The organism is Rubrivivax rivuli (assembly GCF_004016505.1).
Lineage (GTDB): Bacteria > Pseudomonadota > Gammaproteobacteria > Burkholderiales > Burkholderiaceae_C > Rubrivivax > Rubrivivax rivuli.
The window spans coordinates 165,075-186,640 of record NZ_SACR01000005.1; the positions used below are offsets into that span (position 1 = coordinate 165,075).

A 21,566-nucleotide genomic window follows, 5' to 3' on the forward strand; every position below is an offset into this window, starting at 1 on the left:
ATCGAGTATCAAGAAGGACAGCAAGGATGTGGGACTGGAAAGAACCGCTGCGGCGCCTGAAACACGGGCGCTGGGTCGACCAACGCCGCTTCTACGAGGTGTGGGAGCAGACGCACCTGAAGAAGCTGCTCGCGGCCCTGCAGGTGGACTGCGTGTTCGATGTCGGCGCCAACCAGGGGCAGTACGCCCGGATGCTGCGCCAGCAGGCCGGCTACCGGGGGCGCATCGTGTCCTTCGAGCCCATCCCCGAGGCCGCTGCGGCCGTGCGCCGCCTGGCACAGGGCGACCCGCTGTGGCAGGTGGAGGAACTGGCGCTGTCCGACACCACGGGCGAGCAGATTTTCAACATCATGGCCGACACGCAGTTCAGCTCGCTCAGCGCGCCGCGCCATGACGACGTGCAGGGTTTCGAGCGCGACAACCGCGTGCAGCGCCAGGTGCCGGTGCGCACGGAAACGGTGCTCGAGGCGCTGGCCCGGCTGCAGGCGGCGCTGGGCTTCCAGCGCCCCTTCCTCAAGCTCGACACCCAGGGCATGGACGTGCGCATCGTCAGCGCTGCCGGGCGGCAGGGCCTGCAGCGCTTCGTGGGCATGCAGAGCGAACTGGCGGTGCGCAAGCTCTACGACAACTCGGTCGACTACCGCGACGCGCTGCGCACCTACGAAGACCTGGGTTTCGAGCTCAGCGCCTTCGTGCCCAACAACGCCGGGCACTTTCCGCGGCTGGTGGAGATCGACTGCATCCTCGTGCGGGCCGACCTGATGCCCGCGCGCGCGATGTAGCCGCGGCGCGGCCTCAGGGCTGGCCGGGGTTGCGCAGGAAGGCCGGCAGTTCGGTGCTGTCCAGCAGCCGGCGGGCCTGAAGCGCGCTGCGCAAGGCCTCGGGCAGAGCCACACGCTCGGCCACCGAAGCCAGGTCTTGCTGCGTGGCATTGCGCCAGTCTTGCAGGCTCTCGTAGGCCGGTGCGGTGGCGCTCGGGAAGCCCATCGCCATGCGCGGACCCAGTTGCTCGCTCTTGAACACGTTGCCGTCGGACACCGAGCCGTAGCGCAGGCCCGGCAGCACCAGCTGCACCCAGTTGCGCTGGTCGTCGTTCCAGGCCACGGCGTTGCCCGTCACGCGGTTGTTCAGCGGCGAGAGCTCGGGGTCGGTGGCCGAGCGCGTGCCGTCCACCACTGCGATGCCTTCCATCGTGTTGCCGAACACCGCATTGCCCTGCACCGTGCTGCCCGAAGACTCCATCAGGTAGATGCCGCGCAGGCCGTTGCCGTAGACCACGTTGCCCCGGATGGTGCCCGTGCGGCTGGCCTCGTAGTGGATGCCGAAGCCGGTGTTGTAGGCCACCGTGTTGGCCTCGATGAGGTTGCCGCTGTTCTTCCAGTCGATCCAGATGCCGTCACCTTCGTTGTGGACGACGACGTTGTTGCGGATGACGGCGTCGCGCACGTCGCCGGTGCCGATCAGCTTCATGCCGCCGGCTTCCCACCACTTGTTGAAGCCGCGCAGGTTGGCGCGCGTGATGCGGTTGCCTTGCACCACCATGCGTTCGCCGCGGCCCGACAGGCCAACCTGCCCGCAGCCATCGACCACCGAATCGTGCAGGCCCAGGTCGTTGCCGACGAGTTGCACGCAGGCGCCGTCCATGTCACGCACGCGGATGTCGCGCAAAGCACTCGTCTGGCCCTGCAGCTTCACCGCGCCCTGGCGGTAGGTGGTGCTGGTGTTGGCATGCGCGAAGTCCAGCCCTTCCACCGTGAGCCGGGCCGCGGCTTCCGCCTGGAACACGTGGCGCAGCGTGCTCACTTCCAGCGCCTGCGTGCTGGTCAATGCCTGGCTCACGCGCACGACGATGCGCCGGCCGGTGGCGTCGTAGGTGAAGCTGTTGGGCACGAGTTGCGCCACCCCACCGGGCACGCGGCCCGGCCAGATGCCGCCTTCCGAGGCGTGCAGGCCGGCCAGATCGGGCGGCGGCGTGGTGGGGTAGCCACCGAACACGGTGCCGCCGATCTGCTGCAGCGCCTGGCCGGCCAGGAAGACCTGCTGCGGCTCTTCACCCGCCCAGGGCACGGCGTAGACGCCGGGGCTCACCAGCGCCCAGCCGCTCACCTCGACCGAGCCCTTGACCGTGACGCTGCGTGGCGTGGCGGCTCGCAAGCGCGTGGGGGCGGTGGCGCCGGTGAGCGTGGGCACCACGATGGCCTCGCGGTAGGTGCCGGCGGCGATGACGATGTCGTCGCCCGGCTGCAGGCGGGCCAGCGCTGCACCGATGCTGCGGTAGGGCTGGGCCGCGGTGCCGGCGCCGGTGTCGCTGGCGTTCGTGTGGCTGGGGTCGACGGTGACGCGTCGCAGGTAGGGCGCGTCTGCGGGGTCGGGGGCCGCGGGCGCGGGCGCCGGTGCGGGCATGGGCGCCAGCGGGGCCGGCGTGCCGGCGATGCCGCTGCGTTCCTGGCCGGTGTCGGCGCCACCGCCACCGCCGCCGCAGCCAGCGAGGACCAGTGCGGCGGTGCAGCACAGGATGAGGACAGGGCGGCGCTGGGAGGGCGTGCGTTTCATGCGGGGGGTGCAGGGTCGCGCAAGGCAGTGGGCCTCGGGCCGGGCTCGGAAGGGCGCGCGGGGCGGGCGCTCTGAAGAGGCGCCGTTCCCAGGCTCGAAGGATCAAGGGGATCTTCGGCCGCCGCGCCCCGTGCCTGAAGGGCGAGTTGTAAGCACAGCGCTCGCGCTGTTACGGCTTGCCTGGCGCGGGCGGGTCTGAGCCCCGCAGCGCGATGGCTTCGCCGTACAGCGCCCGCAGCTGCCGCAGGTTGGCCGGGCCGGTGAGTTCGGCCTCGTAGTGGCGGCGGGCGTTGTCGCCCATGCGCTGCATCTCGGCCGGGTGGGCGTCGGCCCAGGCCAGCTTGGCGGCCAGGTCGGCCGCATCACCGGGCTGGAACAGCAGGCCCGTGACGCCGTCATCCACCAGCGTGGCCATCGCGCCCAGCCGGCTGGCGATGACGGGCAGGCCGTTGGCAAAAGCCTCCACCAGCGTGCGGGGGAAGTTCTCGTACCAGATGCTGGGCAGCACCAGCGCACGCCGCCGCGCCATCTGCGCGTACACCGCGGCCGGTGGCAGCGGCCCCAGCGGGTGCACGCCGGGGGCGCCTTCGAGCAGGTGGGCGTCGGGGCCGCTGCCGGCCGCGTGCACGGCAGTGCCGGGCGGCGCCAGCGCGAGGGCCTGCGCCAGCACGGCCAGGCCCTTCTCCAGCGAGAAGCGGCCGACGAACAGAAAGCCCTCGCGCGGCTGCGGTGCCGGCGCCGGCAGGTCGACGAAGTTCGGCTTGATGCGGATGCGCTCGGCCGGCAGGCCACCTTCGATGAACTTGTCGCGGCAGAAGGCGTTGAGCGCGATGTAGAGCGTGACCTTTCGCTGCCAGGTGCCCAGCCCGCGGTGCAACTGCAGCATGCCGGCCACGGCCGCGCTCTGCACGGCCGAGCCGCGGTAGCAGCCGTGCTGCACCGCGCGCCAGGGTACGCGGCCGACGCAGTCTTCGCAGATGCGCCCTTCGCGCAGCAGCAGCGCCTGCGGGCAGAGCAGGCGGAAGTTGTGCAGCGTCTGCACCACCGGCAGCCCGGCGCGTGCCGCGGCCCAGTAGACCGAGGGCGAGACCAGCGGAAAGCTGTTGTGCACGTGCACGACCTCGGGCCGGTGCTGGCCGATGAGCGCCTGCAGGTCGCACCCGGTGCGTGGCGACCACAGCGTGTCGCGGGCCAGTGCCAGGCGCGAGAGGCCGGCCACCTCGTCGTTGTGGCGGCTGTAGAGCGTGACCTCGTGGCCGTTTTCGCGCAGCAGCGCGGCTTCGGCCTCCACCACCGCGTCTTCGCCGCCCCGCTGCTGGTAGGCGTTGTGCACCAGCAGCACGCGTGCTGGTGGTGTGCTTGCGTGGTCCCTCATGCCCGCGCGCCGAGCAACTGGCGCAGCGCCCCCCACACGAAGAGCGTGTTCGTCACCAGGTAGCGGCGCCACAGGCGGCGCGGCTCGCTGGCCAGGCGGTGCAGCCACTCGAGGCCGTGCTCACGCATCCAGGCCGGGGCGCGGGCCACGGTGCCGGCGTGGAAATCGAAGGCCGCGCCCACGCCCAGCATCACCGCCTGCACACGGCCGCGGTGCGCGGCCATCCACAGCTCTTGCTTCGGGCAGCCCAGGCTCACCCACACGGTGCCGGCGCCGCTGGCGTTGATGGCGCGCACGTGGGCTTCGTCTTCCTCGGGCGTGAGCGGCCGGAAGGGCGGCGAGATCGCCCCGGCGATGCGCAGGCCGGGGTGGCGCAGGGGCAGCAACTTCTGCAGCGCCTGCAAGGTGGCCTCGGTGCTGCCGTAGAGGAACACGGCCTCGCCGCGCGCGGCGGCTTCGTGCAGGTAGTCGGCCATGAGGTCGGGGCCGCTCACGCGCGCCTGGCCCGCGGCACCCAGCTGGCGCAGCATCCAGGCCACCGGCGCGCCGTCGGGTGTGGCCAGGTCGGCCTGTTCGATGGCGGCGTGAAAGGCCGGGTCTTGGCGCGCGGTCACCACCGAGTGCACGTTGCAGATGCAGACCACGCGGCTCTCGCGCTGCGCCGCCCAGGTGGCGATGCGCGCGCGTGCCGCGGCAGCGCTGACCACGTCGATGGGCGCCCCCAGCACGGGGCGCCGCTGGCGGCCTGCTTCGGCGCGCAGGGCAGGCTCCAAGGGCAGGGCCATCCGTCGGGGGTCAGCCGGCCGGGTTCTGCGCTGCGAACTCGGCGTAGGCGACGCGCAGTCCGTCTTCCAGTGGCGTGCGTGCCTGCCAGCCGGCGGCCTTCATCAGGCCCACGTCCATCAGCTTGCGCGGCGTGCCGTCGGGCTTGCTGGTGTCGTAGACGATGCCGCCGGCATAGCCCACCACCTTGGCCACCAGCGCCGCGAGTTCGGCGATGGTCACGTCTTCACCCACGCCGATGTTCACCAGCGGCGGCTCGAAGCGGCCCGTGACGCTCTCGTCGCTGCCCAGCAGCGCGGTGTAGCGCTCGTCGGGCAACTGCATCAGGTAGACGCAGGCGTCGGCCATGTCGTCGCTGAAGAGGAACTCGCGCCGCGGCGTGCCCGTGCCCCACACCGTGACCTGCGGCGCGCCATGGGCCTTGGCCTCGTGGAACTTGCGCAGCAGCGCCGGGATGACGTGGCTGTTGGTCGGGTGGTAGTTGTCGCCTGGGCCGTACAGGTTGGTGGGCATGGCCGCCAGGTACTTCGTGCCGTACTGCCGGTTGTAGCTCCAGCACATCTCCACACCGGCGATCTTTGCCAGCGCGTAGGGCCGGTTCGTCGGCTCCAGCGGGCCGGTGAGCAGGTCGCGCTCGCGCATGGGCTGCGGCGCCAGCTTCGGGTAGATGCAGCTGCTGCCCAGGAAGAGCAGGCGCTGCACGCCGCTGAGGTAGGCGCTGTGGATCACGTTCGTCTGGATGGCCAGGTTCTCGCGGATGAACTGCGCCGGGTAGCTGTTGTTGGCGACGATGCCGCCCACCTTGGCCGCCGCCAGGAACACGTATTCGGGTTGCTCCTTCTCGAAGAAGGCGCGCGTGGCGGCCTCGTCGGTGAGGTCGAGCTCGGCGTGCGTGCGCAGGATCAGGCCGGTGTGGCCGGCGGCCTGCAGCCGGCGCACGATGGCGCTGCCGACCAGGCCGCGGTGGCCGGCCACGTAGATGCGGGCATCTTTCTGCATCGGCCCGCTCACTCGTGGTGGTCGTAGGCCTGGAAGCCGGCCAGCTTCACGAGGCTGTCGCGCTTGGCGCTGGTGTAGTCGGCCTCCACCATCTCCTTCACCAGCTCGGGCAGCGTGGTCTTGGGCACCCAGCCGAGCTTGTCTTTGGCCTTGGTGGGGTCGCCCAGCAGCGTCTCCACCTCGGTGGGGCGGTAGTAGCGCGGGTCCACGCGCACGATCACCTCACCCGGCTTGCACTTGGCGCGGTTGCCCGCCACCTTCACCACGGTGGCGATCTCCTGGTCGCCTTCGCCGCTGAAGGCCAGCGTGATGCCGAGCTCGGCCGCCGCGAACTCGACGAACTGGCGCACGCTGTACTGCACGCCGGTGGCGATGACGAAGTCTTCAGCCACCTCTTGCTGCAGCATCAGCCACTGCATCTCGACGTAATCGCGCGCATGGCCCCAGTCGCGCAGGGCCGAGAGGTTGCCCAGGTACAGGCAGTCCTGCAGGCCAAGCGCGATGCGCGCGATGGCGCGCGTGATCTTGCGCGTGACAAAGGTCTCGCCGCGCAGCGGGCTCTCGTGGTTGAAGAGCACGCCGTTGCAGGCGTACATGCCGTAGGCCTCGCGGTAGTTCACCGTGATCCAGTAGGCGTACAGCTTGGCCACCGCGTAGGGGCTGCGCGGGTAGAAGGGCGTGGTCTCCTTCTGAGGGATCTCCTGCACCAGGCCGTAGAGCTCGGAGGTGCTGGCCTGGTAGAAGCGGGTCTTCTTCTGCAGGCCCAGGATGCGGATGGCCTCCAGCAGGCGCAGCGTGCCCAGGCCGTCGGCGTCGGCGGTGTACTCGGGCTGCTCGAAGCTCACCGCCACGTGGCTCATCGCGCCGAGGTTGTAGATCTCGTCGGGCTGCACCTCCTGCACGATGCGGATGAGGTTGGTGCTGTCGGTGAGATCGCCGTAGTGCAGCTTGAAGCGGGCGTTGTCGACGTGGGGGTCCTGGTAGAGGTGATCGACACGGTCGGTGTTGAACAGGGACGAGCGGCGCTTGATGCCGTGCACCTCGTAGCCCTTGGAGAGCAGCAACTCGGCGAGGTAGGCGCCGTCCTGGCCGGTGACGCCGGTGATGAGTGCGATCTTGGTCATGCGCGAGGACAGGGAGTGAGGCGGTGTGGGGCCCGGGGCGGGCCGCGAGAGGACGCGGGAAGATATCACCGCCAGCGCTTCGCGCATCTCGCGTTCGAAGGGGGTTCGGGGGTGATTGTCCGATTGGGGTTACATTAGCCCGGTAGATTTGAGCAAGACAGTTTTTTGAGACAGTGTTCGGTGTGCCCTGAACAGCCTTCACAGGCGATGCAGGTTTCGGCGGATTTCTTGATCGGTGATCTTCTTGGCCGCATCTGCACTGCGTCAGCGTGTGCTGCGCAGCAACCGTGAAAGGAAATTCAGCATGACTACGCAAACCGGCATCGTGAAGTGGTTCGACGACGGCAAGGGCTTCGGCTTCATCACCCCCGACGGTGGTGGCAAGGATCTCTTCGCCCACTTCAGCGAAATCCAGAGCACTGGCGGCTTCCGCAGCCTGGCCGAAGGCCAGAAAGTGGAATTCGAAGTGAAGCAAGGCCAGAAGGGCCCCCAGGCCGCTGGCATCAAGTCGATCTGATCGACCGGACCTCGGCCCCCTGAGAAACCGCAGCCTTGGCTGCGGTTTTTTCGTTTCAGGGCGCTGCTTTCCGCGTGTCAGCGCAAAGGGGGCAGGTCGGCCTGGGCCAACAGCGGCGCGGCCGCGTCCTTGGCCGCCAACAGCGCGGCTGCCACCCCGGGCGGCAGCGGCCACTGCACGCCGATGGCCGGGTCGTCGTAGCGGATGCTGCGCTCGCAGTCCTTGGCGTAGACGTCGGTGGTCTTGTAGAGGAAGTGCGTGTCGTCTTCCAATGAGACGAAGCCGTGCGCAAAACCCTCGGGCACCCAGAGCTGGCGCTTGTTCTCGGCGTTCAGCAGCACGCCGGTCCAGCGGCCGAAGTGGGGCGAGCCTGCGCGGATGTCCACCGCCACGTCAAAGGCGGCCCCCTTCACCACGCGCACCAGCTTGCCCTGCGCATGCGGAGGCAGCTGGTAGTGCAGGCCGCGCAGCACGCCAGCGTGGCTGCACGAGTGGTTGTCCTGCAAGAAGGCGCGGGGCGCCGGCAGGCCCAGGCCCGCCAGCGCGGCGTGGAAACGCGGTTCGTTGAAGCTCTCGCTGAACCAGCCGCGTTCGTCGGTGAAGACGGCCGGCTCGACGATGACGACGCCGGGCAGGTCGGTAGGGATGAGCTTCATCGTCAGAACACCTTCTCGCGCAGCACGCGCATGAGGTACTGGCCGTAGCTGTTCTTCAGCATCGGCGCGGCCAGCGCTTCGAGCTGCGCGGCGTCGATCCAGCCGCTGCGGTAGGCGATCTCTTCAGGGCAAGCCACCTTCAGGCCCTGGCGCTTCTCCAGCGTGGCGATGAACTGGCCGGCTTCCATCAGGCTGTCGTGGGTGCCGGTGTCCAGCCAGGCGTAGCCCCGGCCCATGATCTCCACGTCGAGCTGGCCTTGCTGCAGGTAGCGCTCGTTGACGGTGGTGATCTCGAGTTCGCCGCGTGCGCTGGGCTGGATGGACGCGGCGATGTCGCAGACCTGTGCGTCGTAGAAGTACAGGCCCGTGACGGCGTAGTTGCTCTTCGGGACCTTGGGCTTCTCCTCGATGCTCAGCGCACGCTTGTGGGCATCGAACTCCACCACGCCGTAACGCTCGGGGTCGTGCACGTGGTAGGCGAAGACGGTGGCGCCCTCGGTGCGCGCGTGGGCGCGCGCCAGCAGCGGGGCGAAGTCATGGCCGTAGAAGATGTTGTCGCCCAGCACCAGCGCGCTGGGGGCACCGGCCAGGAACTCGCGGCCCAGGATGAAGGCCTGCGCCAGGCCGTCGGGGCTGGGCTGCACGCAGTAGCTCAGCTGCATGCCCCAGCGGCTGCCGTCGCCCAGCAGCGCCTGGAAACGCGGCGTGTCCTGCGGCGTGCTGATGACCAGCACTTCGCGCATGCCGGCCAGCATCAAAGTGCTGAGCGGGTAGTAGACCATCGGCTTGTCGTACACCGGCAGCAGCTGTTTGCTGATGGCCAGCGTGGCCGGGTGCAGCCGGGTGCCGGAGCCGCCGGCCAGGATGATGCCCTTGCGTTGCATGAAGTCTCCTCAGGAGGCCGCGCGGGCGGCCCGCGGCATTCTCAGCGACCGCTGATCTCGGTCAGCATGCGGTCCACGCCTGCTTGCCAGTGCGGCAGGTGCAGGCCGAAGGCCGCCTTCAGGCGCGCGGTGGACAGGCGCGAATTCAACGGGCGCTGCGCCGGCGTGGGGTACTCGCTGGTGGGGATGGCGTGCACGGCTTCGGGCAGCGTCTTCAGCGCTTGCCCATGCGCGTGCGCCCAAGCGATGACGTGCCGCGCATAGCCGTGCCAGCTGGTCTCGCCGCCGGCCACGCAGTGGTAGGTGCCTGCCAACTCGGGGTCTGCCTGCAGGCGTTGCAAGGCCAGTGCCGTGACGTCTGCGAGCAGGTCGGCTCCGGTGGGCGCGCCGATCTGGTCGCTGATGACCTTCAGGCTCTCGCGCTCAGCCGCCAGGCGCAGCATGGTGCGGGCGAAGTTGCCGCCGCGCGCGGCGTACACCCAGCTCGTGCGCAGGATCAGGTGGGTGCAGCCGCTCTGGCGAACCAGTTCTTCACCCTCCAGCTTGGTGCGGCCGTAGACGCTGAGCGGCGCCGTGGGGGCGCTTTCGTCACGTGGCTCAGTGCCGCTGCCGTCGAAGACGTAGTCGGTGCTGTAGTGCACCAGCGTGGCACCCAGCGCGGCGGCTTCTTCGGCCACCACGCCGGGCGCGGTGGCGTTGAGCGCGCGTGCCAGCTCGGGCTCGCTCTCGGCCTTGTCCACGGCCGTGTGCGCCGCGGCGTTGACGATGATCTGCGGCCGCACCGCACGCACCAGCGCGCGCAGGCTCTCGGGTTGCGAGAAGTCGGCCTTCAGGTCGCCCGGGCTGTCGAAGTCACAGGCCACGACATCGCCCAGCGGCGCGAGGGAACGCTGCAGTTCCCAGCCGACCTGGCCGTTCTTGCCCAGCAGCAGGATGTTCATGTCAGCCCCTCTTCCGACGGGTACGCCGGACGATCCCCCGAGGGGATGCAGACCGGCTTGGGGCGGCCCGGCGCTCGGTCTGCGGCTTCATCGCGCGGCGTAGTTCTGCGAGAGCCAGTCGCGATAGCTGCCGCTTTGCACGTTGGCCACCCAGTCGGCATGCGCCAGGTACCACTGCACGGTCTTGCGGATGCCGGTGGCGAAGGTTTCCGCCGGGCGCCAGCCCAGTTCACGCTCGATCTTGCGCGCGTCGATGGCGTAGCGGCGGTCGTGGCCGGGGCGGTCTTTCACGTAGGTGATCAGGCGCGCGTAGGGGCCGGCCGGGTCGGGGCGCAACTCGTCGAGCAGGCCACAGACGATGTTCACGATGTCGATGTTGGCCTGCTCGTTCCAGCCACCGATGTTGTAGACCTCGCCGACGCGGCCGCCAGCCAGCACGGCTCGGATGGCGCTGCAGTGGTCGCCCACGTAGAGCCAGTCGCGGATCTGCCGGCCGTCGCCGTACACGGGCAGCGGCTTGCCGGCCAGCGCGTTGACGATCATCAGCGGGATCAGCTTCTCCGGGAAATGGTAGGGCCCGTAGTTGTTGCTGCAGTTGGTGGTGAGCACCGGCAGGCCGTAGGTGTGGTGCCAGGCGCGCACCAGGTGGTCGCTGGCGGCCTTGCTGGCGCTGTACGGGCTGTTGGGCTCGTAGGGGTGCGTTTCGGTGAAGGCCGGCGCGTCGGGCGCCAAGCTGCCGTAGACCTCGTCGGTGCTGACGTGGTGGAAGCGGAAAGCCGACTGCTCGTCACCCTGCAGCGCGTTCCAGTGCGCACGTGCCGCCTCCAGCAGCGTGAAGGTGCCCTCGACGTTGGTCTTCATGAAGGCGCCGGGGCCGTGGATGCTGCGGTCGACGTGGCTCTCGGCCGCGAAGTGCACGAGGGCGCGCGGCCGGTGCTCGGCCAGCAGGCGGTCGATCAGCGCGCGGTCGGTGATGTCGCCGTGCACGAACACATGGCGCGCATCGCCTTGCAGCGAGGCCAGGTTCTGCAGGTTGCCGGCGTAGGTGAGGGCGTCGAGGTTGACCACGCGCTCGTCGCTCTGGCCGAGCCAGTCCAGCACGAAGTTGCTGCCGATGAAGCCGGCACCGCCGGTGACGAGGAGGGTCACCTCGCCACCCTTCCGTAAGTGTCTTCAAACCGAACGATGTCGTCTTCGCCCAGGTAGCTGCCGCTCTGCACCTCGATGATCTCCAGCGGCACCTTGCCCGGGTTGGCCAGGCGGTGGGTCTGGCCGAGCGGGATGTAAGTGCTCTGGTTCTCGGTGAGCATGATCACCTTCTCGCCGTTGGTCACCTCGGCGGTGCCGCTGACCACGATCCAGTGCTCGGCGCGGTGGTGGTGCATCTGCAGGCTCAAGCTGGCGCCGGGCTTGACCATGATGCGCTTGACCTGGTGGCGCGGGCCGTGGTCGATGCTGTCGTACCAGCCCCAGGGGCGATGCACCTTGCGGTGCAGCACCTGCTCGCCGCGCTGCTCGCGGCCGAGCTGGTTGACGATGTTCTTGACGTCCTGGCTCTTCTCGCGGCTGGCCACGAGCACGGCGTCGGGTGTCTCCACCACCACCACGTCGTCCAGGCCCACCACGCTCACCAGCCGGCTGGTGGCGTGCACCAGCGTGTTGCGGCTGTCGCTGACCATCGCGTCGCCCACTTGCGCATTGCCGGCGGCGTCTTTCGGGGCCACCTGCCACACGGCTTCCCAGGCGCCGAGGTCGTTCCAGCCGGCGTCCAGGGCCTGCATGCGGATGTCGAGCACGCCGGGGCACTTCTCCATCACCGCGTAGTCCACCGATTCGCTGGGCACGGCCAGGAACTCGGCCTTGCCCGGGCGCACGAACTTGGCGTCGGTGCTGCGCACCGCCCAGGCCGCACGGCAGGCGCTGGCGATGTCGGGGCGGAACTTGTCCAGCGCCGCCATCCACACCGATGCCTTCAGCACGAACATGCCGGCATTCCAGAAGTAGGCGCCGCTGGCGACGTACTTCTCGGCGGTGGCCAGGTCGGGTTTCTCGACGAACTGCGCCACTCTCGCGCCACCAACTTGCGATTCAGCGCGGATGTAGCCATAGCCGGTTTCGGGCCGGTCGGGCGTGATGCCCAGCACCGTGATCGCGCCCTCGGCGGCCATGGCCACGGCGCTGCGCAGGGCGGCGGTGTAGGCCTCGCCATCGGTCACGGTCTGGTCGGCCGAGGCCACCACCAGCACGGGGTCGAGGCCACTTTCCAGCGCCTGCAGGGCGGCCAGCGTCACGGCCGGTGCGGTGTTGCGGCCGGCAGGCTCCAGCAGCACGGCGCCGGGCTCGCTCTTGAGCTCGCGCAACTGGTCCAGCACGAGGAAGCGGTGTTCCTCGTTGCCCACGATCACCGGCGACGACACCGCCAGCGCGTCGTTGGCCAGCCCGTCCAGCCGCGCCACGGCCTGCTGGAAGAGGCTGGTGTTGCCAGAGAGCACAAGGAACTGCTTCGGGAACCCGGCGCGCGACAGCGGCCACAGCCGCGTGCCCGAGCCACCAGCCATCACCACCGGTTGAACGTTGATCTTGCTCATGCTTCAAATCCTTGCGGGTTCATCGATTGCCAGCGCCAGCTGTCGGCGCACATGCGGTCCAGGCCGTGCCGGGCCTCCCAGCCCAGCAGTTCACGCGCGAGTGTGGGGTCGGCATAGCAGGCGGCCACGTCGCCGGGTCGGCGCGGTACCACCTCGTGCGCCAGATCGCGACCGCAGGCCCTTGCGTAGGCCTGCAGCACTTCCAGCACGCTGTAGCCGCGCCCGGTGCCCAGGTTCACCGTGAAGCTGCCGGGCGCTTGCAGCAGGCGGCGCAGCGCAGCCACGTGGCCTGCGGCGAGATCGTCGACGTGGATGTAGTCGCGCACGCCGGTGCCGTCGGGCGTGGGGTAGTCGTTGCCGAAGACCTGCAGGAAAGGGCGCCTGCCCACCGCCACCTGCGCCACGTAGGGCATGAGGTTGTTCGGGATGCCGCGCGGGTCTTCGCCGATGCGGCCGCTTTCGTGCGCACCCACGGGGTTGAAGTAGCGCAGGCAGCCCGTCTGCCAGGCTGGGTTGGCGGCACCCAGGTCGCGCAGGATGGTTTCGCCAATCAGCTTGGTCTGGCCGTAGGGGTTGGTGGCCGACAGCGGAAAGCTCTCGGTGATGGGCAGCGAAGCCGGGTCGCCGTAGACCGTGGCACTGCTGCTGAAGACGAAGCGGTGCACGCCGTGCTGCTGCATCACGCGGCACACGTTCAGCAGGCCGCCGATGTTGTTGGCGTAGTAGGCCAGCGGCTTCTGCGTCGATTCGCCCACGGCCTTGAAGGCCGCGAAGTGCACGGTGGCGTCGATGCGGTGGCGCTGGAAGACGGCCTCCAGCGCGGCAGCATCGCAGACATCAGCCCGCTCGAACACCGGGCGCGTGCCCGACAGTTCCTCCAGGCGTTTCAGCACCTCGGGCGAACTGTTGGAGAAATCGTCGACGCCGACGACGTCGAAACCGGCCTTCAGCAGGGCCAGCCAGGTGTGCGAGGCGATGTAGCCGGTGGCACCCGTCAGCAGAACGGCAGGTTTCATTGCAGCAGCAGTTGGGCAGAGCAGCCGAAGCTGCGCATGTCGAGATTGGTCACGAGTTCACCAACACCGCGGCGCTTCTCCTGGCCGTGGTCACAGGCCAGTTGCACATTGCGCAGCGGCGACCAGCGCACGCCGAGGTTGAAGTAGTCGATGTCGTCCTTGCCGCGCGCGGTCAGGGGCAGGAAGGGGTTCTCGGTCGTGCGCACCAGGTCGCGGCTGTGGCGCATGACCGAGGTGGTCACCGTGATCTTGCCCGTGGCGGCATAGTCGGCCTGCACGCGCCAGGTGCGGTTGCTGCGGCTGTAGTCGGCCGTGGCCGGCAGGAAGAAGACGGCCGTGGCGTAGCTGTCCTGGCCGGTGTCGCGCGTGAAGCTCGTCTGCACGAAGAGCTTGCCGGTGGGCTGCCACGACCACGAGGCGTTGCCGGTGACGCCCGAGAAGTCACGCCGTTCGTTGAGGTCGTAGCGCGTCTTGCCGCTGCTCAGGCGCAAGTCCAGAGAACTGGCGCCGGAGGGGCGGTAGGCCGCGGTCAGCTGCAGGTCGTCGCGCCTGAAGCGGTCGGCCTGGAAGCCCTCGGCCGTCACGCGGAACTGCGGGTAGCGCCCGCGCGATGCGCCCACCGCCACGCCCAGCAAGGTGATGCTGCTCGGGCGCCACTGCAGGCCCAGAGAAGCCGAGTCTTGCAGGAAGTTGCGGGACTGCACGTCGCGCCGGTCCAGCGAGTTCTTCACCTCGGTGCGACCGCCATTGAGTTCGAAGCTCCAGGTGGTCACCAGGCCCACCGAGACCCGCGTGTTGACGGCCCGCACGGTCTCCAGGTTCTTGTCGCCGAGAAAGCCGATCTCGAAGGGATTGAAGCGCTGCAGGCTGCGCGAGGCGTTGGCCGAGACCGAACCCGAGATGCGTTCGGCCGTCGACCAGTCGAGCCCGGCCCGGCCGCTGTAGCCGCGGTTGTTGAAGACGGTGTTGTTGTCGTAGCGGGTGTCCCGCAGGGCCACGTTGCCGTAGGCCCGCTGCCGCCCGAAGCGCTGGTCGAAGCCGGCCAGCAGCGAGGTGGTCGAGACGGTGTCTTCCTTCTCGAAGCCCGGCGGCGGGTTCTGGCCTATCGCAAGCTCCAGGACGTTGTCCTGCTGCGTGACGCTGTGCGAGCCGCCGATGAACCAGGGGCTGTTCTGCGCCGCTGCGCTGCCGCAGCACAAGGGCAGCACCAGCGCCAGCGCAGCGGCCAGCGGCGCGGGCGCGGAGGGGTGCTGATGTCGGCGGCAGGTCATCGGGGGTGGCGCTCCTGGCCTCGAAGGCCGTGGGGTCGTGGTGCACGCGGTGTCTCGGCTGGCAGCACGAGTCGGCGGGCCCGTCTTCTAGTAGGCGTTGCGGTCGAAGAACACCAGCTTGATGGTGCGCGCAATGATCTGCAGATCGAGCCCGAGCGACCAGTTGCGCAGGTATTCGAGATCGTATTCCACGCGGGCCTGCATCTTTTCGATGGTGTCGGTCTCGCCGCGGTGGCCGTGGATTTGTGCCCAGCCCGTGATGCCGGGCTTGACCTTGTGGCGCACCATGTAGGCCTTGATGAGCTGGCGGTACTGCTCGTTGTGCGCCACCGCATGCGGCCGCGGGCCGACGATGCTCATGCGGCCCTGCAGCACGTTGACGAACTGCGGCAGTTCGTCCAGCGAACTGCGGCGCAGGAAGGCACCGAAGGGCGTGATGCGCGGGTCGTCCTTGGTGGCCTGGGGCACCACCGCGCCGTTGTCCTGCGTGCGCATGCTGCGGAACTTGTAGACGATGATCTCCTCGCCATCCAGCCCGTTGCGCCGCTGGCGGAAGATGACCGGCCCGGGTGAACTGAGCTTCACGCCGATGGCGATCAGGCCCAGCAGCGGGGCGATCAGCACCAGGATCAAGGCTGACAGCACCACATCGGACAGGCGCTTGACCAGCCGGTTGGTGCCCGTGAAGGGCGTCTCGCACAAGCCCACCACGGGCACGCCGTTCATGTCCTGCAGCCGGCCCTGGATGATGCTGATGCCGAAGACATCGGGCACGAAGAACACGCTGGCCGTGGTGCCCTGCACCTCTTCCAGCAGTGCCACGATGCGCGGCTGGCTGCCCAGCGGCAGCGTGATGTAGACCTCGTGCACGCCGTGCTCGCGGATGTAGGGTGCCACCTGCTTGAGCGTGCCCAGGCGCAGGCCGGCGGCTTCGGGGTCGACGCGGTCGTCGGCGCGGTCGTCGAAATAGCCCATGAAGGCCAGGCCGATGTCGCCCCGGGCCTGGAAGGCGCGCGAGACCTTCACCCCCAGGGCACCGGCGCCCACCACCACGGCCGCTCGGCGGTTCTGCGGCTGCGCGGCGGCGCGGCGCAGGAGCTTGCGGCCGACGAAGAAAGCCACCCACTGCAGCGCCGGCGTGATCAGCCCCCACCACAACAGCACCTCGGGCTCGAACAGCCCCAGGCTTCGCGTGGCGTAGCCGCACAGGGCCAGGATGGAGAGCAGGCTGATCCACGACGTGCTGATGTCGACCGCGAAGTTCAGCGGCCGGTCCCAGAAACGGTTGCGGCCCGGAAAGGTCAGGGCGAAGACCAGCAGGCACAGCGTGAGGTCCGAGCGCCCGATCGGGATCTCGAACCAGGCCGACACGAGCAGGAAGACGACGACGGTGATCGTCGGCTCGAGGAAGGCCGCGACCAGCGATGTCACCGACTGCGGCGCGCTGTAGAAGGTTCTCTTGTAGCCTCGTTCTTCGAACATCGGGGGGCAGACAGGGAGGCCGGGGGCCGGGTGGCGCCGGGCCCGGGCGGGCCAGACTGGGGCCCTGGATGAAAGCAGGGGCCCCGGCGCCGCGCCAGCGGAACGCCATCCGTCAATCGTTGGATTCTGGCCCAAAGCCCCGGAGCCGCCCGGGCTGCGCCGGGGCCCGCGCCGCCCTGTGAACAGGGGGGCCTGCCTACAATCGCGCAATGCTTCACAGTCTGCAAGCGCTGCTCGCGCCCGCCCTCGTCGAACGGCTCACGCTGGTCTTCAACCACGTGCTCAGCGCCGAGAGCGTGGCCACCGACAAGTTGCGGCCGCACGCCGGCCGCACCCTCAGCCTGACGCTGGAGAACTGGCCCAGCCTGCTGCCGCCAGCGCCAGCCCTGGCTTGGCGCGTCACGCCGGCCGGCTTGCTGGAATGGTGCGGCCTCGAAGGCGCGCCCCAGGCCGACCTGCATGTGCGCCTGGATGCCTCCAACCCGGCGCTGCTGCTGGCCCGCACCGTGGGCGGCACGCCGCCGCCAGTGCAGATCGAAGGCGATGCGCAACTGGCCGGCGACGTGAACTGGTTGTTGCAGAACTTGCGATGGGATGTTGCAGCCGACCTGGAGCGCCTCTTCGGCGCCGGGCCGGCGCAGACCCTGCAGCAGGCCGGCACCAGCCTGGCCGCCGCCTTGCGCACCGGGCTGAAAAGCCTGGCCGAGCTCGGCCAGCGCCTGCGCTCGCGCGGCCCTTGAACCCCCGGCACCCGCAGCGATGAAGCAGTTCGGTCGGCTGGTGACCATCGTGGTCACCGTCCTGCGTTTCGGGCTCGACGAGGTCGCGCTCTCGGTCTTTCGCCAGCGCTGGGTGCGCGCGCTGGTGCGTATCGTCACCATCGGTCGCCGGCTCGACGCGCCGCGCGGCGAACGCCTGCGCCAGGGCCTGGAGCGCCTGGGCCCCATCTTCGTCAAGTTCGGCCAGGTGCTGTCCACCCGGCGCGACCTGATCCCGCTGGACGTGGCCGACCAGCTGGCGCGCCTGCAGGACCGCGTGCCGCCTTTCCCGGCGGCGGCTTCGCGCGCGCTGGTGGAAAAGGCCTTCAACCGCCGCATCGACGAGATCTTCGCCAGCTTCGAGGTCGAGCCCGTGGCCAGCGCCTCCATCGCGCAGGTGCACTTCGCGGTGCTGAAGGACGGCCGCGAGGTGGCCGTGAAGGTGCTGCGCCCGGGCATGCTCAAGGTCATCGACCAGGACCTCTCGCTGCTGCACCTGCTGGCGCGCTGGGTGGAGCGCCTCTCGCACGACGCGCGGCGCCTGAAGCTGCGCGAGGTGGTGGCCGAGTTCGACGGCCACCTGCACGACGAGCTCGACCTCGTGCGCGAGGCCGCCAACGCCAGCCAGCTGCGCACCAACATGAAGGGCCTGAATCTCGTGCTGGTGCCCGAGATGGTGTGGGAGCTGTGCACCGCCAGCGTGCTGGTGATGGAGCGCATGAAGGGCGTGCCCATCAGCCAGATCGAGCGCATCCGCGCCGCCGGGGTCGACATCCCCAAGCTCGCGCGCGATGGCGTCACGATCTTCTTCACCCAGGTCTTCCGCGACGGCTTCTTCCACGCCGACATGCACCCGGGCAACATCCAGGTCAGCCTGGACCCTTCCACCTTCGGCCGCTACATCGCGCTGGACTTCGGCATCGTCGGCACGCTCACCGACACCGACAAGGAATACCTGGCCTACAACTTCATTGCCTTCTTCAGACGGGATTACAAGCGAGTCGCCGAGTTGCACATCGAAAGCGGCTGGGTCCCGCGCGAGACGCGCGTGGATGCGCTGGAGGCCGCCATCCGCACCGTCTGCGAGCCGATGTTCGACCGCCCTCTGCGCGAGATCTCGCTGGGCCAGGTGCTGCTGCGGCTGTTCCAGACCTCGCGCCGCTTCAACGTGCAGATCCAGCCGCAGCTGGTGCTGCTGCAGAAGACGCTGCTGAACATCGAGGGCCTGGGCCGCGACCTCGACCCCGATCTCGACCTCTGGACGACGGCCAAGCCCTTCCTGGAGCGCTGGATGAACGAGCAGGTGGGCTGGCGCGGCCTGCTGCGCCGGCTGGAGCGCGAGGTGCCGGGCTACACCAAGCTGCTGCCGCAGCTGCCGCGCCTGGTGCACCAGGCCTTGCAGCACGCCGCCGACCCCACCGAAAACGCCACGCTGGCCGCCTTGCTGGCCGAGCAGCGCCGCACCAACCGCCTGCTGCAGACCGTGCTGTGGGCCGGTGCCGGCTTCGTGGCGGGTGCCCTGGTCGTGCGGCTTTTCACGCTCTGGCACGGCTGAACGGGCCGAGGCCCGGCGCCTGCCGGCCGTGGCCCGGCCGACTACAATTCGCCCCTTTTGAATCAACGGCTTAGCCATGCCCATCTACGCCTACCGCTGCAGCAGCTGCGGCCACGCGCAGGACGTGCTGCAGAAGATGTCGGACCCGGTGCTCACCGTGTGCCCGGCCTGTGGTGCGGCCACCTATGCCAAGCAAGTGACGGCCGCGGGCTTCCAGCTCAAGGGTTCGGGCTGGTACGTGACCGATTTCCGCGGCGGCAACAACGGCGCGGCCAAACCCGAGGCCAAGGCCGAGGGCGTGCCCGGCACCAGTGCGCCGGCCGTGGCCACCCCTGCGCCGGCGGCGGCCAGCACCGACAGCAAGCCGGCCGCTGCTCCCGCGGCTCCGGCCCCGGCACCGTCGTCCAGCAGCGGTTCGGCTGCCTGATGCCGCGCTGCCGCTTCACGCCCCCTCCCGCCGCCCCCGCCCGCAGGCCCACGCCTTGAAGAAATACCTCGTCGCCGGCTTGCTGGTGTGGCTGCCGCTGGCGGTCACCATCTGGCTGCTGTCGTGGCTGCTGGGTTCGCTCGACGGCCTGTTCGCGGCCGTGCTCTCGGCCAGCCAGGCGCTGCTGCCGGAATCGGCCCACGCCAGCCTGGAGCGCCTGCGCCACGTGCCGGGCCTGGGCGTGGTGGCGGTGCTGGCGGCGCTGCTGCTGACCGGCGTGTTCGCCGCCAACATCGTGGGCCAGTGGTGGCTGCGCCAGTACGACCGGCTGATGGGCAAGATTCCCATCGTCAAGAGCATCTACAACTCGGTCAAGCAGGTTTCCGACACGCTCTTCAGCAGCAACGGCAACGCCTTCCGCGAGGCGGTGCTGGTGCAGTACCCGCGCCAGGGCTCGTGGACCATCGCCTTCGTCACCGGCAAGCCCGGCGGCGAGGTGGCCGAACGCCTGCCGGGCGATTACGTCAGCGTCTACGTGCCGACCACGCCCAACCCGACCTCGGGCTTCTTCCTGATGATGCCGCGCTCCGACGTGCTGGAGCTGAAGATGAGCGTCGACGAGGCGCTGAAGTACGTCATCTCGATGGGTGTCGTGGGCCCGGGTGCCGAGCCGCTGCCGGCAGCCGGCACCGCCCGAAATTGACCGGGCTGGCACGGCCCGGCAGCCGGCCAGCCCTGACGGGCCGCACCGCAGCGCGGTGCCGCCGCCCGCACGAGCGCCAGCAAGCCTACTTGGACCCAAGCATTCCTTGAAATCTCCCGAATCTGGAGCGACAGCATGAGAACCACTTACTGCGGCCTCGTCAGCGAAACGCTGATGGACCAAACCGTCACGCTGATGGGCTGGGCCCATCGCCGCCGTGACCACGGCGGCGTCATCTTCATCGACCTGCGCGACCGCGAAGGCCTGGTGCAGATCGTCTGCGACCCCGACCGCGCCGACATGTTCAAGACCGCCGAAGGCGTGCGCAACGAGTTCTGCCTGAAGGTGGTGGGCAAGGTGCGTGCGCGCCCGGCCGGCACCGAAAACGCCGCGCTCACCAGCGGCAAGGTGGAAGTGCTGTGCCACGAGCTGGAAGTGCTGAACCCCAGCGTCACGCCGCCCTTCCCGCTGGACGACGACAACCTCAGCGAGACCGTGCGCCTGACGCACCGTGTGCTCGACCTGCGCCGCCCGCAGATGCAGAAGAACCTGATGCTGCGCTACCGCGTGGCCATCGAGGTGCGCAAGTTCCTCGACGAGCAGGGCTTCATCGACATCGAGACGCCCATGCTCACGAAGAGCACGCCCGAAGGCGCGCGCGACTACCTCGTGCCCAGCCGCGTGCACGACGGCATGTTCTTCGCGCTGCCGCAGAGCCCGCAGCTCTTCAAGCAGCTCTTGATGGTGGCCGGCTTCGATCGCTACTACCAAATCACCAAGTGCTTCCGCGACGAAGACCTGCGCGCCGACCGCCAGCCCGAGTTCACGCAGATCGATATCGAGACCAGCTTCCTCAACGAGGAGGAGATCCGCGCCATCACCGAGGCCATGATCCGCACCGTCTTCCGCAAGACGATGGGTCTGGAACTGCCGGTCTACGCGCAGATGACCTACGGCGAGGCCATGCACAAGTACGGCAGCGACAAGCCCGACCTGCGCGTGAAGCTGGAGTTCACCGAACTCACCGAGGTGATGAAGACGGTGGATTTCAAGGTCTTCAGCGGCCCGGCCACCACGCCGGGCGGCCGCGTGGTTGCGCTGCGCGTGCCCGGCGGTGGCGAGATGAGCCGCGGAGAGATCGACGCCTACACCGAGTTCGTGAAGATCTACGGCGCCAAGGGCCTGGCCTGGATCAAGGTGAACGATGCCGGCAAGGGCCGCGACGGCCTGCAGAGCCCCATCGTCAAGAACCTGCACGACGCGGCCATCGCCGAGGTCATCGCGCGCACCGGCGCGCGCAACGGCGACCTGATCTTCTTCGGCGCCGACAAGGCCAAGGTCGTCAACGACGCCATCGGCGCGCTGCGCATTAAGATCGGCCACAGCGAGTTCGGCCGCAACCACGGCCTCTTCGAAGACACCTGGAAGCCGCTGTGGGTGGTGGACTTCCCGATGTTCGAGTACGACGACGACAGCAAGCGCTGGAACGCCGTGCATCACCCCTTCACGGCGCCGAAGGACGGCCACGACGAGCTGATGAAGACCGACCCTGGCGCCTGCATCGCCAAGGCCTACGACATGGTGCTCAACGGCTGGGAGATCGGCGGCGGCAGCGTGCGCATCCACCGCGCCGACGTGCAGGCCCGCGTGTTCGAGGCGCTGAACATCACGCCCGAAGAGCAGAAGGTGAAGTTCGGCTTCCTGCTCGACGCGCTGCAGTACGGCGCGCCGCCGCACGGCGGCCTGGCCTTCGGCCTGGACCGCATCGCCACGCTGATGACGGGCGCCGAGAGCATCCGCGACGTGATCGCCTTCCCGAAGACGCAGCGCGCGCAGTGCCTGCTGACCGGGGCGCCGAGCTTCGTGGACGAGGCGCAGCTGCGCGAACTGCACATCCGCCTGCGCAACCCCACGCCTGCGGCCTGAGCGGTGGG

General features: G+C 69.1%; 20 protein-coding genes. 7 read left to right on the forward strand and 13 right to left on the reverse strand.

All coding sequences use genetic code 11. The annotated features are described in order from the left end of the window. Positions 1-26: 26 nt before the first annotated feature. Positions 27-782, forward strand: a complete 756-nt coding sequence (locus tag EOE66_RS16795; protein ID WP_128229886.1) for an FkbM family methyltransferase — start codon at positions 27-29, stop codon at positions 780-782. A gap of 13 nt (positions 783-795) precedes the next feature. On the opposite strand, the gene EOE66_RS16800 is transcribed toward EOE66_RS16795, so the two are convergent. From EOE66_RS16800 to gmd, 5 genes are all read right to left on the reverse strand, one after another. Beyond that, positions 796-2,553, reverse strand: coding sequence for a right-handed parallel beta-helix repeat-containing protein (locus EOE66_RS16800; protein ID WP_128229887.1), 1,758 nt, complete (start codon positions 2,551-2,553; stop codon positions 796-798). 169 nt (positions 2,554-2,722) lie between these two features. Further along, positions 2,723-3,928 (reverse strand): glycosyltransferase, encoded by a 1,206-nt coding sequence (locus tag EOE66_RS16805; protein WP_128229888.1) that lies wholly within the window; start codon positions 3,926-3,928, stop codon positions 2,723-2,725. Beyond that, positions 3,925-4,713, reverse strand: coding sequence for a WecB/TagA/CpsF family glycosyltransferase (locus EOE66_RS16810; RefSeq protein WP_128229889.1), 789 nt, complete (start codon positions 4,711-4,713; stop codon positions 3,925-3,927). The genes EOE66_RS16805 and EOE66_RS16810 overlap by 4 nt, the downstream gene beginning before the upstream one ends. A 10-nt stretch (positions 4,714-4,723) precedes the next feature. Continuing rightward, complete coding sequence (locus EOE66_RS16815; protein WP_128229890.1) at positions 4,724-5,710, reverse strand: GDP-L-fucose synthase family protein; 987 nt, start codon at positions 5,708-5,710, stop codon at positions 4,724-4,726. A gap of 8 nt (positions 5,711-5,718) precedes the next feature. Then, positions 5,719-6,834 carry a GDP-mannose 4,6-dehydratase gene (gmd, locus tag EOE66_RS16820; protein WP_128229891.1) on the reverse strand — a complete coding sequence of 372 codons (1,116 nt, stop codon included), beginning with the start codon at positions 6,832-6,834 and terminating at the stop codon, positions 5,719-5,721. A gap of 304 nt (positions 6,835-7,138) precedes the next feature. On the opposite strand from gmd, the gene EOE66_RS16825 reads away from it, so the two are divergent. After that, positions 7,139-7,351, forward strand: a complete 213-nt coding sequence (locus tag EOE66_RS16825; protein ID WP_054139510.1) for a cold-shock protein — start codon at positions 7,139-7,141, stop codon at positions 7,349-7,351. A 77-nt stretch (positions 7,352-7,428) separates the two neighbouring features. On the opposite strand, the gene rfbC is transcribed toward EOE66_RS16825, so the two are convergent. The 8 genes from rfbC to EOE66_RS16865 form a co-directional block, all read right to left on the reverse strand. Next, positions 7,429-8,007: a dTDP-4-dehydrorhamnose 3,5-epimerase gene (gene rfbC, locus EOE66_RS16830; protein ID WP_128229892.1), complete on the reverse strand. Its 579-nt coding sequence runs from the start codon at positions 8,005-8,007 to the stop codon at positions 7,429-7,431. A 2-nt stretch (positions 8,008-8,009) separates the two neighbouring features. Continuing rightward, a complete protein-coding gene (rfbA, locus tag EOE66_RS16835; RefSeq protein ID WP_128229893.1) occupies positions 8,010-8,891 on the reverse strand; it encodes a glucose-1-phosphate thymidylyltransferase RfbA in 882 nt (293 codons plus the stop codon). A gap of 41 nt (positions 8,892-8,932) precedes the next feature. Then, a complete protein-coding gene (rfbD, locus tag EOE66_RS16840; RefSeq protein ID WP_128229894.1) occupies positions 8,933-9,832 on the reverse strand; it encodes a dTDP-4-dehydrorhamnose reductase in 900 nt (299 codons plus the stop codon). Positions 9,833-9,919: 87 nt separating this feature from the next. Further along, a complete protein-coding gene (gene rfbB / locus EOE66_RS16845; RefSeq protein ID WP_128229895.1) occupies positions 9,920-10,981 on the reverse strand; it encodes a dTDP-glucose 4,6-dehydratase in 1,062 nt (353 codons plus the stop codon). Then, complete coding sequence (locus tag EOE66_RS16850) at positions 10,978-12,420, reverse strand: mannose-1-phosphate guanylyltransferase/mannose-6-phosphate isomerase (RefSeq protein ID WP_245479079.1); 1,443 nt, start codon at positions 12,418-12,420, stop codon at positions 10,978-10,980. Before EOE66_RS16850 ends, rfbB begins: the two co-directional genes overlap by 4 nt. Further along, positions 12,417-13,436: a UDP-glucose 4-epimerase GalE gene (gene galE, locus EOE66_RS16855; RefSeq protein ID WP_128229896.1), complete on the reverse strand. Its 1,020-nt coding sequence runs from the start codon at positions 13,434-13,436 to the stop codon at positions 12,417-12,419. The genes EOE66_RS16850 and galE overlap by 4 nt, the downstream gene beginning before the upstream one ends. After that, on the reverse strand, positions 13,433-14,707 hold the full coding sequence (locus EOE66_RS16860; RefSeq protein WP_128229897.1) for a porin family protein: 1,275 nt from the start codon (positions 14,705-14,707) through the stop codon (positions 13,433-13,435). The genes galE and EOE66_RS16860 overlap by 4 nt, the downstream gene beginning before the upstream one ends. Positions 14,708-14,794: 87 nt before the next feature. Then, positions 14,795-16,189, reverse strand: coding sequence for an undecaprenyl-phosphate glucose phosphotransferase (locus tag EOE66_RS16865; RefSeq protein ID WP_128229898.1), 1,395 nt, complete (start codon positions 16,187-16,189; stop codon positions 14,795-14,797). 209 nt (positions 16,190-16,398) lie between these two features. On the opposite strand from EOE66_RS16865, the gene EOE66_RS16870 reads away from it, so the two are divergent. From EOE66_RS16870 to aspS, 5 genes are all read left to right on the forward strand, one after another. Then, positions 16,399-16,929 carry a hypothetical protein gene (locus EOE66_RS16870; protein WP_128229899.1) on the forward strand — a complete coding sequence of 177 codons (531 nt, stop codon included), beginning with the start codon at positions 16,399-16,401 and terminating at the stop codon, positions 16,927-16,929. Positions 16,930-16,948: 19 nt separating this feature from the next. Then, positions 16,949-18,502, forward strand: coding sequence for a ubiquinone biosynthesis regulatory protein kinase UbiB (gene ubiB / locus EOE66_RS16875; protein ID WP_128229900.1), 1,554 nt, complete (start codon positions 16,949-16,951; stop codon positions 18,500-18,502). A 76-nt stretch (positions 18,503-18,578) separates the two neighbouring features. Next, the gene (locus tag EOE66_RS16880; protein ID WP_128229901.1) at positions 18,579-18,929 is read left to right on the forward strand and encodes an FmdB family zinc ribbon protein; all 351 of its coding nucleotides are present in this window, start codon (positions 18,579-18,581) and stop codon (positions 18,927-18,929) included. A 55-nt stretch (positions 18,930-18,984) separates the two neighbouring features. Next, positions 18,985-19,632: a DUF502 domain-containing protein gene (locus tag EOE66_RS16885; protein ID WP_128229902.1), complete on the forward strand. Its 648-nt coding sequence runs from the start codon at positions 18,985-18,987 to the stop codon at positions 19,630-19,632. Positions 19,633-19,767: 135 nt separating this feature from the next. Continuing rightward, positions 19,768-21,558, forward strand: coding sequence for an aspartate--tRNA ligase (gene aspS, locus EOE66_RS16890; RefSeq protein WP_128229903.1), 1,791 nt, complete (start codon positions 19,768-19,770; stop codon positions 21,556-21,558). Positions 21,559-21,566 lie beyond the last annotated feature (8 nt).

Bases quoted from the DNA above. Each gene is read 5' to 3' on its own strand.
- EOE66_RS16880 (WP_128229901.1), top strand. From the start codon at position 18,579: ATGCCCATCTACGCCTACCGCTGCAGCAGCTGCGGCCACGCGCAGGAC.
- rfbA (WP_128229893.1), bottom strand. From the start codon at position 8,891: ATGCAACGCAAGGGCATCATCCTGGCCGGCGGCTCCGGCACCCGGCTG.
- gmd (WP_128229891.1), bottom strand. From the start codon at position 6,834: ATGACCAAGATCGCACTCATCACCGGCGTCACCGGCCAGGACGGCGCC.
- rfbD (WP_128229894.1), bottom strand. From the start codon at position 9,832: ATGAACATCCTGCTGCTGGGCAAGAACGGCCAGGTCGGCTGGGAACTG.
- aspS (WP_128229903.1), top strand. From the start codon at position 19,768: ATGAGAACCACTTACTGCGGCCTCGTCAGCGAAACGCTGATGGACCAA.
- rfbC (WP_128229892.1), bottom strand. From the start codon at position 8,007: ATGAAGCTCATCCCTACCGACCTGCCCGGCGTCGTCATCGTCGAGCCG.
- EOE66_RS16805 (WP_128229888.1), bottom strand. From the start codon at position 3,928: ATGAGGGACCACGCAAGCACACCACCAGCACGCGTGCTGCTGGTGCAC.
- EOE66_RS16865 (WP_128229898.1), bottom strand. From the start codon at position 16,189: ATGTTCGAAGAACGAGGCTACAAGAGAACCTTCTACAGCGCGCCGCAG.
- EOE66_RS16850 (WP_245479079.1), bottom strand. From the start codon at position 12,420: ATGAGCAAGATCAACGTTCAACCGGTGGTGATGGCTGGTGGCTCGGGC.
- EOE66_RS16870 (WP_128229899.1), top strand. From the start codon at position 16,399: ATGCTTCACAGTCTGCAAGCGCTGCTCGCGCCCGCCCTCGTCGAACGG.
- EOE66_RS16860 (WP_128229897.1), bottom strand. From the start codon at position 14,707: ATGACCTGCCGCCGACATCAGCACCCCTCCGCGCCCGCGCCGCTGGCC.
- EOE66_RS16800 (WP_128229887.1), bottom strand. From the start codon at position 2,553: ATGAAACGCACGCCCTCCCAGCGCCGCCCTGTCCTCATCCTGTGCTGC.
- galE (WP_128229896.1), bottom strand. From the start codon at position 13,436: ATGAAACCTGCCGTTCTGCTGACGGGTGCCACCGGCTACATCGCCTCG.
- EOE66_RS16815 (WP_128229890.1), bottom strand. From the start codon at position 5,710: ATGCAGAAAGATGCCCGCATCTACGTGGCCGGCCACCGCGGCCTGGTC.
- EOE66_RS16810 (WP_128229889.1), bottom strand. From the start codon at position 4,713: ATGGCCCTGCCCTTGGAGCCTGCCCTGCGCGCCGAAGCAGGCCGCCAG.
- EOE66_RS16825 (WP_054139510.1), top strand. From the start codon at position 7,139: ATGACTACGCAAACCGGCATCGTGAAGTGGTTCGACGACGGCAAGGGC.
- ubiB (WP_128229900.1), top strand. From the start codon at position 16,949: ATGAAGCAGTTCGGTCGGCTGGTGACCATCGTGGTCACCGTCCTGCGT.
- EOE66_RS16795 (WP_128229886.1), top strand. From the start codon at position 27: ATGTGGGACTGGAAAGAACCGCTGCGGCGCCTGAAACACGGGCGCTGG.